Annotated in this window: 14 protein-coding genes; 10 read left to right on the top strand and 4 right to left on the bottom strand. The window is 71.9% G+C overall.

Annotated elements, in window-relative coordinates:
* Window positions 1-21: 21 nt before the first annotated feature.
* Window positions 22-516, bottom strand: a complete 495-nt coding sequence (locus AB0447_RS12815) for a GNAT family N-acetyltransferase (RefSeq protein ID WP_366476632.1) — start codon at window positions 514-516, stop codon at window positions 22-24.
* Window positions 517-554: 38 nt separating this feature from the next.
* Between AB0447_RS12815 and AB0447_RS12810 the strand changes: the two genes are divergently transcribed.
* Window positions 555-1,355 (top strand): exodeoxyribonuclease III, encoded by an 801-nt coding sequence (locus tag AB0447_RS12810; protein WP_366476631.1) that lies wholly within the window; start codon window positions 555-557, stop codon window positions 1,353-1,355.
* On the opposite strand, the gene AB0447_RS12805 is transcribed toward AB0447_RS12810, so the two are convergent.
* Window positions 1,340-2,029, bottom strand: coding sequence for a MerR family transcriptional regulator (locus AB0447_RS12805; RefSeq protein ID WP_366476630.1), 690 nt, complete (start codon window positions 2,027-2,029; stop codon window positions 1,340-1,342). The genes AB0447_RS12810 and AB0447_RS12805 overlap by 16 nt on opposite strands.
* Window positions 2,030-2,153: 124 nt before the next feature.
* Between AB0447_RS12805 and AB0447_RS12800 the strand changes: the two genes are divergently transcribed.
* From AB0447_RS12800 to AB0447_RS12785, 4 genes are all read left to right on the top strand, one after another.
* On the top strand, window positions 2,154-3,779 hold the full coding sequence (locus AB0447_RS12800) for an NAD(P)/FAD-dependent oxidoreductase (RefSeq protein ID WP_366476629.1): 1,626 nt from the start codon (window positions 2,154-2,156) through the stop codon (window positions 3,777-3,779).
* A complete protein-coding gene (locus AB0447_RS12795; RefSeq protein ID WP_366476628.1) occupies window positions 3,776-4,693 on the top strand; it encodes an alpha/beta hydrolase in 918 nt (305 codons plus the stop codon). Before AB0447_RS12800 ends, AB0447_RS12795 begins: the two co-directional genes overlap by 4 nt.
* Window positions 4,690-5,574, top strand: a complete 885-nt coding sequence (locus tag AB0447_RS12790) for an SDR family oxidoreductase (RefSeq protein WP_366476627.1) — start codon at window positions 4,690-4,692, stop codon at window positions 5,572-5,574. Before AB0447_RS12795 ends, AB0447_RS12790 begins: the two co-directional genes overlap by 4 nt.
* 76 nt (window positions 5,575-5,650) lie before the next feature.
* A complete protein-coding gene (locus AB0447_RS12785; RefSeq protein ID WP_366476626.1) occupies window positions 5,651-5,845 on the top strand; it encodes a hypothetical protein in 195 nt (64 codons plus the stop codon).
* A 101-nt stretch (window positions 5,846-5,946) separates the two neighbouring features.
* On the opposite strand, the gene AB0447_RS12780 is transcribed toward AB0447_RS12785, so the two are convergent.
* The gene (locus tag AB0447_RS12780) at window positions 5,947-9,222 is read right to left on the bottom strand and encodes a S41 family peptidase (protein ID WP_366476625.1); all 3,276 of its coding nucleotides are present in this window, start codon (window positions 9,220-9,222) and stop codon (window positions 5,947-5,949) included.
* Between the two features lie 163 nt (window positions 9,223-9,385).
* Between AB0447_RS12780 and AB0447_RS12775 the strand changes: the two genes are divergently transcribed.
* Together AB0447_RS12775 and AB0447_RS12770 are read left to right on the top strand one after the other, a co-directional pair.
* On the top strand, window positions 9,386-9,955 hold the full coding sequence (locus tag AB0447_RS12775; protein WP_366476624.1) for a TetR/AcrR family transcriptional regulator: 570 nt from the start codon (window positions 9,386-9,388) through the stop codon (window positions 9,953-9,955).
* A 120-nt stretch (window positions 9,956-10,075) separates the two neighbouring features.
* Window positions 10,076-12,286 carry an MMPL family transporter gene (locus AB0447_RS12770; protein WP_366476623.1) on the top strand — a complete coding sequence of 737 codons (2,211 nt, stop codon included), beginning with the start codon at window positions 10,076-10,078 and terminating at the stop codon, window positions 12,284-12,286.
* A 121-nt stretch (window positions 12,287-12,407) separates the two neighbouring features.
* On the opposite strand, the gene AB0447_RS12765 is transcribed toward AB0447_RS12770, so the two are convergent.
* Window positions 12,408-12,770: an SsgA family sporulation/cell division regulator gene (locus AB0447_RS12765; protein WP_366476622.1), complete on the bottom strand. Its 363-nt coding sequence runs from the start codon at window positions 12,768-12,770 to the stop codon at window positions 12,408-12,410.
* A 182-nt stretch (window positions 12,771-12,952) separates the two neighbouring features.
* On the opposite strand from AB0447_RS12765, the gene AB0447_RS12760 reads away from it, so the two are divergent.
* The 3 genes from AB0447_RS12760 (at window position 12,953) to AB0447_RS12750 (ending at window position 15,667) form a co-directional block, all read left to right on the top strand.
* A complete protein-coding gene (locus AB0447_RS12760; protein ID WP_366476621.1) occupies window positions 12,953-14,056 on the top strand; it encodes an energy-coupling factor ABC transporter permease in 1,104 nt (367 codons plus the stop codon).
* A 1-nt stretch (window position 14,057) separates the two neighbouring features.
* Window positions 14,058-14,819 carry a cobalt ECF transporter T component CbiQ gene (gene cbiQ / locus AB0447_RS12755; RefSeq protein WP_366476620.1) on the top strand — a complete coding sequence of 254 codons (762 nt, stop codon included), beginning with the start codon at window positions 14,058-14,060 and terminating at the stop codon, window positions 14,817-14,819.
* 95 nt (window positions 14,820-14,914) lie between these two features.
* The gene (locus AB0447_RS12750) at window positions 14,915-15,667 is read left to right on the top strand and encodes an ABC transporter ATP-binding protein (protein ID WP_366476619.1); all 753 of its coding nucleotides are present in this window, start codon (window positions 14,915-14,917) and stop codon (window positions 15,665-15,667) included.

Below are 15,667 nucleotides of genomic sequence, written 5' to 3'. Positions count from 1 at the left end.
CCGCGCCCTGAGCCCTGCGGATCAGGTGGCCAGCGGCTTGGCCATGCAGCGGCTGGAGTCGTACGCGCGGTAGTAGCCGAACTTGCGGCAGAACGCGTAGCCGGAGGAGAGGTAGAGGGCTATGGCCTCCGGCTGCTGGTCGCCGGTCTCCAGGACCATGCGGGTGCGGGCGGCCGCGCGGGCGTCGGCTTCCAGGGCCGCCAGCATGCGGCGGGCCAGGCCGAGGCCGCGGGCGCCGGGTATGACGTACATCCGCTTCAGTTCCGCGTCGCCGTCCGAGTAGCCCTCGTCGTTCTCGTCCTGGCTGCGCCAGCCGCCGCTGGCCAGCGGGGTGCCGTCGGCGTCGTAGGCGAGGAGGTAGAGGCCGTACGGCGGGGCGAACATGGCCGGGTCCAGCGGGGTCGCGTCGCCCTCGCCCTGGTACCGCTCCTGGTACTCGAGCTGTACCTGGTCGTTGAGTTTCACCGCGTCCGGATGGTCGTACGGCATGGCGCGGAGTTCGATCCCGTGAGACATCCGGACATCGTACGGAACCCTCCGGCTATGGTGCTGGGATGCTCACCGTGACCTCCGTGAACGTGAATGGGATCCGCGCTGCCGCCAAGAAGGGCTTCGTGCCGTGGCTGGCCGGGACCGATGCCGATGCGATCTGCCTGCAGGAGGTCAGGGCCGAGGAAGGTCAGATTCCGGACGAGGTGCGGGCGTCCGAGGGCTGGCACACCGTGTTCGCGCCGGCCGCCGCGAAGGGGCGGGCGGGTGTGGCGCTTTTCACCCGGCGGGAGCCGGAGCGGGTGCGGATCGGGTTCGGCAGTGACGAGTTCGACGCGAGCGGGCGGTACGTCGAGATCGACCTGCCCGGTGTGACCGTCGCCAGCCTGTACCTGCCGTCCGGTGAGGCCGGGACCGCGAGGCAGGACGAGAAGTACCGGTTCATGGCCGAGTTCCGCCTGTACCTGGAGGAGCTGAAGGCGAAGTCGGCGGCCGAGGGGCGGGAGGTGCTGGTGTGCGGTGACTGGAACATCTGCCACCGGGAGGCCGACCTCAAGAACTGGAAGACCAACCGGAAGAACGCCGGCTTCCTGCCCGAGGAGCGGGAGTGGCTCGGGAAGGTCTACGCCGAGGCCGGGTACGTGGACGTGATGCGGGAGCTGCACCCGGAGCAGGAGGGGCCGTACTCCTGGTGGTCCTACCGGGGGCGGGCCTTCGACAACGACGCCGGGTGGCGGATCGACCTCCAGGTCGCGACCCCGGGGCTGGCGGCCAAGGCCGTCAAGGGGTTCGTCGAGCGCGCCGAGACGCACCCGGAGCGGTGGTCCGACCACGCGCCCGTCACCGTGGTCTACGAGCTCGGCTGATCGGCGTTCTGCTGGCTGCGGGCCGCCAGCAGGCGGTCCAGCGCCATCGACAGCTCCGCCTCGACCACGCTCTTGGCGAGCGGGCGGAGCCGGCCCACGGCCTCCGGGTCGGCCACATGGGCCGAGATCAGGTCGGTGAAGAGCGCGGCCATCGCGTCCGCGTGGGCGCGGACTTGGCGGCCGGTCTCCAGTACGGCGGCCAGCGGGACGCCCTCGCGGACCAGCGCCGAGGAGACGTCCAGCAGCCGACGGCTGACGTGCACGATCTCGTCGCCGTCGGTGGCGAGGTAGCCGAGGTCCAAGGAGGCCGCCAGGTTCTCCGGGGTGACCTCGCCCTCGAAGTAGTCGGCCAGCGCCTCGGGGGTGAGGCGGACCGGGGTCTCCTCGGACCAGCCCATGCCGAGCAGCTCGCTGAGCTGGCCGACGTCGCGGCCGCTCTCGAAGGCCGCGGTCAGCTCGGCGATGCCGCCGAGGGTGTGGCCGCGCTCCAGCAGGGCGGCGATGGTCCGCAGCCGGGCCAGGTGGTGGTCGTCGTACCAGGCGATGCGGCCCTCGCGGCGAGGCGGCGGCAGCAGTCTGCGCTCGCGGTAGAAGCGCAGGGTGCGCACGGGGATGCCGGCCGCCTCGGCCAGCTCCTCGGTCCGGTATTCGCGTACCGTCTGTTCGTCCGCCACAGGCGCAGCCTATGGCGTACCGAGGGTAACTTTCCCCGCGCGACCCCTACCCATGAGTACGGGGAGGCTCTACTCTCCCAACCGTGCCAGTGATTGCTGGCAGAGTCTGTGAAGGGCGGCGGGCGTGGGCGAGCATGTGCGCGTGGCGGTGGTCGGGTCCGGATTCGGCGGACTGGGGGCGGCCGTCCGGCTGCGGCGCGAGGGCATCACCGACTTCGTGGTGCTGGAGCGGGCGGATTCGGTGGGCGGCACCTGGCGGGACAACAGCTATCCCGGCTGCGCCTGCGACGTCCCCTCCCATCTCTATTCGTTCTCGTTCGCGCCGAACCCGGACTGGCCGCGGACCTTCTCCGGGCAGCCGCACATCCGCGCCTACTTGGAACACGTCGCGGACACCTTCGGGCTGCGGCCGCACATCCGGCTGAACCACGAGGTCCGGATGATGCGCTGGGACGCGGAGGAACTGCGCTGGGAGATCGAGACCTCGGCGGGGGAGATCACCGCCGACGTGGTGGTGTCGGCCACCGGCCCGCTGTCCGATCCGAAGATGCCCGAGGTGCCGGGACTGGACGGGTTCCCCGGCAAGGTCTTCCACTCCGCCCGCTGGGACCACGACTACGAGCTGCGCGGCAAGCGGGTCGCGATGATCGGGACCGGCGCGTCGGCGATCCAGATCGTGCCGGCGATCGCGCCCGAGGTGGAGCGCCTCACCCTGTTCCAGCGCACTCCGCCGTGGGTGCTGCCGCGCACCGACCGGGCGATCAGCGGGGTGGAGCGCTGGCTGCACCGGCAGCTGCCGTTCACCCGGGCCGCCCGCCGCGGGCTGCTGTGGGGGATCCGGGAGCTCCAGGTCAGCGCCTTCACCAAGCGCCCGAACCAGCTGGGTCTCGTCGAGTCCATGGCGAAGGCCAACATGGCCCGGTCGATCAAGGACCCGGCGCTGCGGGCCAGGCTGACGCCCTCGTACCGGATCGGCTGCAAGCGGATCCTGCTGTCCAGCGAGTACTACCCGGCGCTGGCCCGGCCGAACGTGGACCTGGTGGCGAGCGGGCTGAAGGAGATCCGCGGCTCGGTGCTGGTGGCCGCGGACGGGACCGAGACCGAGGTCGACGCGATCGTCTTCGGCACCGGCTTCCACGTCACCGACATGCCGATCGCGGACCGGGTGGTGGGCGCCGAGGGGCAGTCCCTCGCGGACGTGTGGAAGGACGGCATGCAGTCGCTGCGCGGGGCGACCGCCGCGGGCTTCCCGAACTGGATGACGATCATCGGCCCGAACACCGGGCTGGGCAACAGCTCGATGATCCTGATGATCGAGTCCCAGCTGAACTACATGGCGGACTACCTGCGCCAGCTGAACGTGCTGGGCGGGCGGGCGGCGCTGGCCGCCCGGCCCTCCGCGGTGCACGCCTGGAGCCGGCGCGTACAGGACCGGATGAAGCGCACCGTGTGGAACACCGGCGGCTGCACCAGCTGGTACCTGGACGCGAACGGCCGCAACACCACCGTCTGGCCGGGGACGACGGGGGAGTTCCGCCGCGAGACGCGGACGGTCGACCTCTCCGAGTACGAGGTGCTGCGCGTCCGGGACCGGGAACCCGCCCGGACCGCGGCCCGGGCCGTCCCCGAGCCCGCCCCGGCTTCCGCGCCCGCGCCCGCTCCCGCTCCCGCTCCCGAGCCTGTGTCCGCGCCCGCCTCCGGGTCCGCCGACGCCGGCCGGCCCGCCACTGCCGCGGAGGGTGCCGCGTGAGCCGGCTGATGCACGTCACCAGCGGGCCGTACGCGCCGCCCGCCGCCCGCCGCGAACTGGTGGCGGTGTCCGCCGACGGGGCCCGGCTGCACGTCGAGGTGCACGGCGAGGAGGATGCGCCGCCCGTGGTGCTGACGCACGGCTGGACCTGCTCCACCGCTTTCTGGGCCGCCCAGATACGCGAGCTGGCCACCGGCCACCGGGTCATCGCCTACGACCAGCGCGGCCACGGCCGCAGCCCGGCGGCCGACGCGTACAGCACGACCGCGCTCGCCGACGACCTGGTCGCGGTCCTCAAGGCGAGCCTGGCCGAGGGCGAGCGGGCGGTCGTCGCCGGGCACTCCATGGGCGGGATGACGATCATGGCCGCGGCCGCCCGGCCCGAGTTCACCGAACGGGCCGCCGCCGCGCTGCTGTGCAGCACCGGCAGCTCGCGGCTGGTCGAGGAGGCCTTGGTGCTGCCGGTCCGGGCCGGGCGCACCAGGACGCGGATCACCCGCGCCGTACTCGGCTCCCGGGCACCGCTCGGGCCGGTCACCCCGGTGGCCCGGAAGGTCCTCAAGTACGCCACCATGGGCCCCGGCTCCGCCCCCGACCGGGTCGAGGCCTGCGCGCGCATCGTGCACGCCTGCCCGGCCCGGGTGCGGCACGGCTGGTCGCAGGTGCTGGCCGGACTGGACCTGGACCACGGGGTGGGGCGGCTGACCGCGCCGACCGCCGTGATCGGCGGGACCGCGGACCGGCTCACCCCGATCGTGCACGCCCGCGGCCTGGCCGCCGCCCTGCCCCACTGCGTGGGACTCACCGAGCTGACCGGGGTGGGCCACATGACCCCGATCGAGGCCCCCGAGGCCGTCACCCATGCGATACGCGAACTCGTCCGGCTGACCGACATGAAGGAGAAGGCCTCGTGAGCGCTCGCAGGAGTCTGGAAGGACAGGTCGCCGTCGTCACCGGCGCCGCCCGCGGCGTCGGCGAGCTGCTCGCCCGCAAACTCTCCGCGCGCGGCGCGCGGATCGCCCTGGTGGGCCTGGAGCCGGAGGCCCTCAAGGAGGTCTCGGAGCGGCTCCACACCGACAGCGACCACTGGTACGCGGACGTCACCGACCACGAGGCGATGGCCCGGGTCGCCGAGGAGGTCAAGCAGCGGTTCGGCAAGGTGGACATCGTCGTCGCCAACGCGGGCGTGGCCGCGGGCGGCCCGTTCGCCGACTCGGACCCCGGCGCCTGGCGCCGGGTGATCGAGGTCAACCTCATCGGCGGGGCCGTCACCGCCCGGGCCTTCCTGCCCGTACTGACGGAGAGCCGCGGCTACTTCCTCCAGATCGCCTCGCTCGCCGCGATCACTCCGGCGCCGATGATGACCGCGTACTGCGCCTCCAAGTCCGGCGTCGAGGCCTTCGCCCACTGCCTGCGCGCCGAGGTCGGCCACAAGGGCGTCAAGGTCGGTGTCGGCTACCTCTCGTGGACCGACACGGACATGGTGCGCGGCGCCGATCAGGACGAGGTCATGCGGGAGCTGCGGCAGCGGCTGCCGTGGCCGTCGAACCGGACGTACCCGCTGGGGCCGGCCGTGGACCGGATCGTGGCGGGCATCGAGCGGCGGTCGGCGCACGTGTACGCGCAGTGGTGGCTGCGCGGGATGCAGGGGGTCCGCGGCTACCTGCCGGGGATCATCGCGACCGTCGGACAGCGCGAGATGAAGCGGTTCGAACCGAGACTGGCCGGTGTTTCCAAGGGGCTCGTGGGAGCGGGCGGGGCGGCCGACGAAAAGGAGCGCACGCAGAGTAACTGACCGAAATGCGGGTTTTGTTCGCGCGTGCCAGTCTGGTCGAGGCCCAACCACCGACACCCCTCATGGAGTGAGAAGCATGGGTATCAAGGACCAGTTCCAGGACAAGGCGAACGAGCTCAAGGAACAGGCGCAGAAGGCCAAGCAGGCCAAGCAGGGTACGAAGGACGAAGTGTCCGAGCGAGCGAAGCAGACGAAGGGCAAGAAGTCCCAGAGCCCGCCGGAGTCGGACCCGGCACGCCAGTCGTGGGATGACGTGGACGACAACTTCTAGCGGCCCCGAGCTGCCCCGAGGGGCGCGACCGTTCCGTATTGGTCGCGCCCCTTCCGCGTGCCTGCTCCCCGGCCCGCGCGCCTGCTCCCGGGCCCGCGCGCCTATGCCCGCGGCGGCAGCTTCGGACGCCTCAGGTCCGGGACGTCCCCGTAGCCGGGCGGCACCGCCGCCGGCTCCTGTTCGAGCAGCTCCAGCGCCAGGTGCACGGCATCGTCGAGCTGCGCGTGCCGCCCCTCCGCCCAGTCCAGCGGGGTGCGCTGGATCTCCAGGTCCGGCTCGACGCCGTGGTTCTCCACCGACCAGCCGTACTCGGGGAACCAGGCGGCGTTCATCGGCACCGTGATCACCGTGCCGTCGCCCAGGGTGTGCCGGCCGGTCATGCCGACCACCCCGCCCCAGGTCCGCTGGCCCACCACCGGGCCCAGGCCCAGCAGCTTGAACGCCGCGGTGATCATGTCGCCGTCGGAGGAGGTCGCCTCGTCGGCCAGGGCCACGATCGGACCGCGCGGCGCGTTGGAGGCGTAGGACACCGGCTGGGCGTCGCGCGTGAGGTCCCAGCCCAGGATCGAGCGGGTCAGCTTCTCCACCACCAGCTCGCTGATGTGGCCGCCGGCGTTGCCGCGTACGTCCACGATCAGCGCGGGCCGGGACATCTCCATCCGCAGATCCCGGTTGAACTGCGCCCAGCCCGAGCCGCCCATGTCGGGGATGTGCAGGTAGCCGCACCTGCCGCCGCTGACCTCGCGGACCACCGCGCGCCGCTTGGACACCCAGTCCTGGTAGCGCAGCGGCCGCTCGTCGACCAGCGGCACGATCGCGACCCGGCGCGCCCGCCCCTCGCCCTCGGCGGGCTGGAACGTGAGCTCCACCGTGGTGCCGCCGGCCGCCGCCAGCAGCGGGTAGGGGCCGGTCACCGGGTCCACCGGCCGGCCGTCGACGTGGGTGAGGACCGCGCCCTCCCGGATGCCCGTACCGGCCAGCGGGGAGCGGGCCTTGGAGTCGGAGGACTCGCCGGGCAGGATGCGCGAGACCACCCAGGTGCCGTCCCTGGGCACCAGGTTGGCGCCGAGCAGCCCGATGGCCCGCTGGTAGTGCGGCGGTCCCTCGTTGCGGCGGGCGGGGGAGACGTACGCGTGCGAGGTGCCGAGCTCGCCGAGGACCTCGCGCATCAGATCGGCGAACTCGTCGGGGGAGGCGACCCGTTCGACCAGCGGGCGGTACTGGCGCAGCACCCCGTCCCAGTCGATTCCGCACATCTTCGGTTCCCAGAAGTAGGCGCGGATGAGCCGCCCGGCTTCCTCGAACGCCTGCCGCCACTCGGCCGGCGGGTGGACCTCGTGGAGGATGCGCCGCAGGTCGAGGTAGACGGTCGAGTCGCTGTCGCCGGACTCGGTGGCCGGTACGGCGCGCAGGTCCCCGTCCTCGTTGACGACCAGCCGGGTGCCGTCGCCGCTGACCGCGAACCAGTCCAGTCCGGAGGCGAGTTCCGTCTTGCGGGCCTTGGTGAGGTCGAAGTGTTCCAGCGTGGGCTTGCCGCTGATGTCGGCCGGGTTGGCGAAGGTCTCGCCGAGCGCCCCGGAGATCGGCCAGCGCAGCCACACCAGCCCGCCGCCGCTCACCGGGTGCAGGGCCGAGTACTTGGAGGCGGCCACCGGGAAGGGCGTCACCCGGCTCTCCAGTCCCTCCACTTCCACGGTCACCGTGGAGTCGCCCGAGTCTCCTTCCGCCGGGTCGAGTCCGCCCGCCGCCGGCCGGCCTTCTGCGGACAGCGCGAAGGGCGAGGGGGTGGCGGAGGACAGCGGCACCAGGTACGGCCGGCAGCCCAGCGGGAAGGACAGGTCCCCGGTGTGCACGTCGTAGACCGGGTCGAACCCGCGCCAGGAGAGGAAGGCGAGGTAGCGGCCGTCCCGGGTGAAGACCGGGTTCTCGTCCTCGAAGCGGCCGTTGGTGACGTCCACGACGGTGCGCCCGCCGGGACCGGCGATCTTGGCCATCTTGATCTGCCGCAGCGAGCGGCCGATGCCGGGGTGCGACCAGGTCAGCCAGTGGCCGTCGGGGGAGAAGGCCAGGTCGGTGACCGGCCCGTTGATGGACCGGATCAGCTCGGAGACCTCTCCGTTGGACTCCTCGCTCGCGTCGATCAGCAGCAGCCGCCCGTCGTGGGAGGCGATGGCGATCCGCTCGCCCTCCGGATCGGAGACCAGCTCCAGTACGCGCCCCAGTTCGCCGGAGGCGAGCCGGCGCGGCTCGCGGTCGCCGCTCGCCCGCGGCAGGTACGCGATCTCGATCGCGTCCTCGCCCTCGGCGTCGGTGACGTAGGCGACCTGGCCGCCGCTGCCCAGCATCTCCGGCAGCCGCACCCGGACGCCCGGGGTGTCGGCGATGGTCCGGGCGGGCCCGTCGCGGTGGGTCAGCCAGTACAGGCTGCCGCGCACCACCACGGCGCTGGCCCGGCCGGTGGTGTCGACGGAGAGGGAGTCGACGTGGTTGGCGGCCGGCACCTGGTAGGTACGGCGGCCGGCCCGCGGGCCGCCGAGGCGGACCTCCAGCTTGCGGGGGACGGCGTCCGGGGCGAGGGAGTCGACCAGCCAGAGGTCGCCCCCGCACTGGTAGACCACACGGGTTCCGTCGCCGGAGGCGTGCCGGGCGTAGAACTCGTCGTGGTCGGTGTGGCGGCGCAGATCGGTGCCGTCGGGCAGGCAGGAGTACAGGTTGCCGACGCCCTCGTGGTCGGAGAGGAAGGCGATCCGCCCCGAGACGAACATGGGGGATTCGAGGTGGCCGCCGATGTCCTCCAGCAGCCGTTCGCCGTGCAGCCAGAGCCGGCCCATGGCGCCGCCGCGGTACCGCTTCCAGGAGGCGGGTTCGTGCGGGGGCTTGCCGGTGAGCAGCAGGGTGCGGTGCTCGCCGTCGGTGTCGGCCACCTGGATGTCCGAGCAGGGCCCCCAGGGCAGGCGTCCGCCGGGACTGCCGTCCACGGGCACCTTGTAGCCCCAGGAGTAGTACGAGAACGGCTGTCCGTGCGAGGAGACGGCCAGGATGTTGCCGTCGGGGTCCCAGCCGCAGACCCGGGTGTCGGTGGAGCCCCAGTAACTGAGCCGGCGGGCCGGGCCGCCGTCCACCGGGGCGAGGTGGATCTCGGGATCGAGGCTGCGCCAGGTGGTGAAGGCGATGTGGCTGCCGTCCGGGGAGAAGCGCGGGTGGCCGACCCGGGTCCGGTCGACGGTGATCCGCCAGGCCCGGCCCGGCTTTTCGCCCTCGGCGGCGAGGGGGGCGACCCACAGGTCGTCCTCGGCGGCGAAGCACAGGAGGTCGTCGTGCAGGTGCGGGAACCGGAGATACGCGACTTGACTCACTCCCCAATGCTTTCCGTGCAAAGGGGGCGCGGCAACTCGTACTGTTGATCCAGTCGATTCGGTTGCCCCATTCGTGACGGACGCCACTCGCCACAGCGAAACGAAACGGTTTCGTTTCGGTAGGGGCGCGGGTATCGTCCTTGGTGTACGAATCAGTTTCCGAACGGCGGGAGGTGCGGAGAGTATGGCCAGCCGTATCACCCCCGAGCGGGAGGCCGAACTCCACGGCGCGGTCCTGGACCTGCTCCGCGAGGTCGGCTATGAGGCACTGACCATGGATGCGGTCGCCGCCCGCACCAAGTCCAGCAAGGCCACCCTCTACCGCCAGTGGGGGAGCAAGCCGGAGCTGGTCGCGCGGGCGCTACGGTGCACCCAGCCGGTCTCCCTCCGGGAGATCGACACGGGCACCCTGCGCGGGGACTTCGCGGTCATGGTCGAGCGTTCCGACGACGACCAGATGGCGAAGGACACGGCGCTGATGCGCGGTCTGGCCCATGCGGTCCACGAGAGCCCGGAGCTCCACAAGGCGCTGCGGGACCTGCTGGTCGACCCGGAGATCACCGGACTTCAGGTGATGCTCGGGCGGGCTGTGGACCGGGGCGAGATCGCCCCGGACTGTCCGGCCCTGGACTTCGTGCCGCACATGCTCATCGGCGCATTCATCGCGCTTCCGCTGATCGAGGACAGACCCGTGGACCGGGACTTCCTCGCCGACTTCCTCGAAGCCGTGGTCTTCCCCGCCCTCGGCATCTGACACCCGACCCGCAGTCCCCACTGCCCGCTGCTCCTGACACGCCGCTCTCGTCGTCGGGCCGGCTCATCACGCTCTGATCGCCTGATCCCATCCCACGACTCGAACGGGAGAACCACTGACGTGGCCACCTTCCTCTACCGCCTCGGCAAGGGCGCCTTCCGGCGCCGGCGCCTCGTCGCCCTGCTCTGGGTGGCGCTGCTGTTCCTCGCCGGTTTCGGCGCGGCCTCGGCATCCGCCCCCACCTCCGGCTCGTTCTCCATACCCGGCACGGAGGCCCAGAAGGCCTTCGACCTGCTCGAACAGCGCTTCCCCGGGGCCGCCGCCGACGGCGCCACCGCACGCGTGGTGATCAAGGCCCCGGCGGGCCAGAAGGTCACCGACCCGGCCGTCAAGGGCAAGGTCGAGAAGCTCGTCGGCGGCCTGAAGTCCGGCTCGGACCAGATCGCCTCGGTCGACGACCCGTACCAGGTCAACGCCGTCAGCCAGGACGGCAGCACCGCCTACATCACGGCCAAGTACAAGGTCAACGCAATGGAGTTGACCGACGACACCCGTGAGGCGCTGACGGACTCCGGGGAGGGCGCGCAGGAAGGCGGCCTCACCGTGGAGATCGGCGGTGATGCGCTCCAGGTGATGCCGGAGACCGGCTCCGGCGAGATCATCGGCATCATGGTCGCCGCCGTCGTCCTCGTCGTCACCTTCGGCTCGCTGGTGGCCGCCGGACTCCCGCTGCTGACCGCCCTGATCGGCGTCGGCATCGGCATCTCCTCCATCACCGCGCTCGCCAACGTGCTGGACCTCGGCACCACCACCGGCACCCTCGCGATGATGATCGGCCTCGCCGTCGGCATCGACTACGCCCTGTTCATCGTCTCCCGCTACCGCGCGGAGCTCGCGGAGGGCCGGGAGAAGGAGGAGGCCGCCGGCCGCGCCGTCGGAACCGCCGGCTCCGCCGTGGTCTTCGCCGGCCTGACCGTGGTCATCGCCCTGGTGGGCCTGGCCGTGGTGAACATCCCGATGCTCACCAAGATGGGTGCGGCGGCCGCCGGCACCGTGGTCATCGCCGTCTTCGTGGCGCTCACCCTGGTCCCGGCCATGATCGGCTTCGCGCAGAAGCGGGTCCTGCCGGCCGGTAAGAAGAGCCGGCTGTTCGGCGGCGGCAAGGCCAAGGCCGAGGCCGAGGGCGCCGAGCCCAAGCCCAACGGCGGCACCCGCTGGGCCCGCTTCGTGCTGCGCCGCCCGGTCGCGGTCCTGCTGGCCGGCGTCATCGGCCTCGGCGCCATCGCCCTGCCGGTGAGCCAGCTGGAGATGGGTCTGCCCGACGAGGGCTCCCAGCCCGTCTCCACCACCCAGCGCCGCGCCTACGACCTGCTGTCCGAGGGCTTCGGCCCCGGCTTCAACGGCCCGCTGATGCTGGTCGTGGACGGCGACAAGGCGGCCGCCGACAAGGCGTCCGAGCAGGTCAAGGCGCTCGGCCTGGCCGCCGCGGTGGTCCCGCCGGTGCCCAACAAGGAGAAGGACGCCGACACCTGGATCGTCACGGTGGTCCCGAAGGACCGCCCGTCCTCGGTCGAGACCGAGAACCTGGTCCACAAGATCCGTGACGTCACCGGCGACGAGGTGCTGGTCACCGGCGCGACCGCGATGAACATCGACTTCTCGCAGAAGATGGACGACGCGCTGCTGCCCTACCTGGCGCTCGTGGTCGGCCTCGCCTTCCTGCTCCTGATGGTGGTGTTCCGCTCGGTCCTGGTCCCGCTCAAGGCGGCCCTCGGCTTCCTGCTCTCGGTGGTCGCCGCCCTCGGCGCGGTCGTCGCGGTCTTCCAGTGGGGCTGGCTCGGCGGGCTCTTCGGAGTGGAGCAGCCCGGCCCGATCATGAGCATGATGCCGATCTTCATGGTGGGCGTGGTGTTCGGTCTGGCCATGGACTACGAGGTCTTCCTGGTCACCCGGATGCGCGAGGCGTACGTCCACGGCGAGCGCCCCGGCCAGGCCGTGGTCACCGGCTTCCAGCACGGTGCCCGGGTGGTCACCGCCGCCGCCGTGATCATGATCGCGGTGTTCTCCGGCTTCATCGGCTCCAGCGAGCAGATGATCAAGATGATCGGCTTCTCGCTGGCCATCGCGGTCCTCTTCGACGCCTTCATCGTCCGCATGGCGATCGTCCCGGCGGTGCTGGCGCTGCTCGGCCACCGCGCCTGGTGGCTGCCGAAGTGGCTGGACCGGATCCTGCCCAACGTCGACGTGGAGGGCGAGGCGCTGCGCAAGCACCTGGCCGACCCGGCCGGCGAAGAGGACTCGGACCAGGACCGCAGGCTCGTCAAGGCCTGACCGTCAGGCCTGACCGTCAGGCATGACAGGCAGGCATGACTAAGGCCCGGCCCCCGCACCTGAGCTCAGGTGCGGGGGCCGGGCCCTTTGTCCGTGCCGTTTTCGTCCGTGCCCGTTCCGTCTACCGGGTGACGGGCTCGTACGTACGGCGCAGGAAGCGGCGCAGGGCCGCGATGTCGAACTGCACCACCGCGACCCCTTCCGGCGAGTGGAACTCGACCACCGCCTGCACCCGCCCGCAGGGCCAGATCCGTACGTCGCCGCTGCCCGAGGGGGCCTGCAGGCCGGCCTCCAGCAGGGCGCGGGGGAAGACCCATTCGTTCTCGGTGCCCTCCGGGGACAGGCCCGCGGGGAAGACGATCCGTACGGCGAGGGGCTCGGTGGGGGTGAACCGCAGGGCCACGGGGATGGGCCGGTAGAGCGGGTCGTCGGTGATCACACGGGCGCGCACCCGCTCTTCGACGGCGGCGGTGGTGGCAGACATCGACCGGCTCCTCGCGTCATAAAGCGGAATAAATCAGTCCGTATTGCTCTCCAGCCTCGCACAATCCCACGAGACCGCGCTCCCGGTTTTGTGACCGGCCCGCTATTGCCAATCGTTTGCAGGTGGCTACATCCTGGGACAGTTAAAGACCGTGTGAAGTTGGAGAAGGCGGAGCGGACACCATGCATGTACCCGACGGATTCATCAATGCACCCGTCTCGGTAGCCGCAGGCGTCGCCGCAGTCGGTGCCGTGGCCGTCAGCCTCCGCGGCGCCCGCCGGGAACTCGACGAGCGCACCGCGCCGCTCGCCGGCCTGGTCGCCGCCTTCATCTTCGCCGTCCAGATGCTCAACTTCCCGGTCGCCGCCGGCACCAGCGGCCACCTCCTCGGCGGCGCACTCGCCGCCATGCTCGTCGGCCCCTACACCGGCGTGCTCTGCGTCTCCGTGGTCCTCCTCATGCAGGGCATCCTGTTCGCCGACGGCGGCCTGACCGCCCTCGGCGTGAACATCACCGTCATGGGCGTGGTCACCGTGGTCGTCGCCTACGCGATCTTCCGCGGCCTGCTCGCCGTGCTGCCCCGCACCCGCGCCACCGTCACCGCCGCCGCCTTCACCGGCGCACTGGTCTCCGTGCCCGCCTCCGCCGCGGCCTTCACCCTGCTCTACGCAGTCGGCGGCACCACCGAGGTGCCCGTCGGCAAGGTGCTCACCGCCATGGTCGGCGTGCACGTGCTGATCGGCCTCGGCGAAGCCGCGATCACCGCCGCGACCGTCGGCGCCGTGCTGGCCGTACGCCCGGACCTGGTGCACGGCGCGCGCGGCCTTGCCGCCCCGCTCAAGCTGCGCGTCGACGGCGAGCTGGTCGACGCCCCGGCGGCTCCGGCCCCGGCTGCCGCAGGCCCCGCCCGCTCCACCCGCAAGCTGTGGGCCACCGGCCTGGTCACCGCCCTCGTCCTGGCCGGCTTCGTCTCCTTCTACGCCTCCGCCAGCCCGGACGGCCTGGAGAAGGTCGCCGCCGACAAGGGCGTCGACGCCAAGGTGAAGGAGGACGAGGAGAAGCCCGAGGGAGAGCGCGAGTACGAGCACGCCACCGCCGACTCCCCGCTCGCCGACTACGGCGTCAAGAACGTCGACAACGAGCGGCTGTCCGGCGGCCTCGCAGGCGTCATCGGCGTCGGGTCCACCGTCGCCGTCGGCACCGGCATCTTCTGGGTGGCGCGCAACCGCCGCGCCGCGGCCGCCGCCGAGCAGCCGTCGGCCGGCGCAGAGCGCGCGGCGGTCTGACATGGCAGTGGGGCACGCCCACAAGCTCTACCGGCACGGGCACTCGCCCGTGCACGGGCTGCCGCCGCACTGCAAGCTCGCCGCCACCTTCGCCTTCGTCCTGGCCGTCGTGTCCACACCGCGCGAAGCGGTGTGGGCCTTCGGTGCGTACGCCGTCCTGCTCGCCGGCGTCGCCGCGGCCGCCCGCGTCCCGGCCGGCTTCCTGCTCCGTCGGCTGCTGATCGAGATCCCGTTCGTCGCGTTCGCCGTGCTGATGCCCTTCGTCGCCGAGGGCGAGCGGGTCGACGTACTCGGCCTGTCCCTGTCCGTCTCCGGGCTGTGGGGCGCCTGGAACGTGCTGGCCAAGGGCACGCTCGGGGTGGCCGCGTCGGTGCTGCTCGCCTCGACGACCGAACTGCGGGCCCTGCTGCTCGGACTGCAGAGGCTCAAACTGCCGCCCCTGCTGGTCCAGATCGCCTCCTTCATGATCCGCTACGGGGACGTCATCACCGGCGAACTGCGCCGGATGTCCATCGCCCGCCGCTCGCGAGGCTTCGAGGCGCGCGGGATCCGCCACTGGGGCGTGCTGGCCAAGACGGCCGGAGCCCTGTTCATCCGCTCGTACGAGCGCGGCGAGCGGGTCTACCTGGCGATGGTCAGCCGGGGGTACGCCGGTTCCATGCCGGTGATCGACGAGGTGGCGGCGACCCGCGCGCAGTGGGCGTACGCGGCCGTGCTTCCGGTGGCGGCGCTTGCCGTCTGTCTGATGGGTTGGATGCTGTGACCGCTGTACCCGATGTACCTGACGTACCCGCTGTGCCTGTTGTGCCCGCTGTGCCTGCCGTGCCCGCTGTGCCTGCCGTGCCTGCCGTGCCTGCCGTGCCTGATGCGCCGTCGCTGGAGGTCTCCGGCCTCGCCTTCGCATACCCCGACGGGCACCAGGCCCTCTTCGGGGTGAACCTGACCGTCGGACGCGGCGAGCGGGTCGCCCTGCTCGGCCCCAACGGCGCCGGCAAGACCACCCTCGTCCTGCACCTCAACGGCATCCTCGGCGGCGGCGTCGGCTCCGTGACGGTGGCCGGCCTGCCCGTCGAGAAGCGGAACTTCGCCGAGATCAGGCGGCGGGTCGGCATCGTCTTCCAGGACCCGGACGACCAGCTCTTCATGCCGACCGTCCGCGAGGACGTGGCCTTCGGCCCGGCCGCGGCCGGCCTGCGCGGCGCCGAACTGGAGACCCGGGTCCGCACCGCCCTCGAACAGGTCGGCATGGCCGCCTTCGCCGACCGGCCCCCGCACCACCTGTCCTTCGGCCAGCGCCGCCGGGTGGCCGTCGCGACCGTCCTGGCGATGGAGCCGGAGATCCTCGTCCTCGACGAGCCCTCGTCCAACCTCGACCCGGCCTCCCGGCGGGAGCTCGCCGAGATCCTGCGCTCCCTGGACGTGACCGTGCTCATGGTCACCCACGACCTGCCGTACGCGCTGGAGCTCTGCCCGCGCTCGGTGATCCTCAGCGAGGGCGTTATCGCCGCGGACGGCCGCACCCAGGACCTGCTGTGCGACGAGGACCTGATGCGGGCGCACCGCCTGGAACTGCCCTTCGGCTTCGACCCCCGCTCGGTGGCCGTGGCATAA

Origin of the sequence: Streptomyces sp. NPDC051211, assembly GCF_040689505.1 — a bacterium.
Lineage (GTDB): Bacteria > Actinomycetota > Actinomycetes > Streptomycetales > Streptomycetaceae > Streptomyces.
Note: the sequence above shows the minus strand (reverse complement) of the source record. Positions and strands in the feature narration are given on the sequence as shown.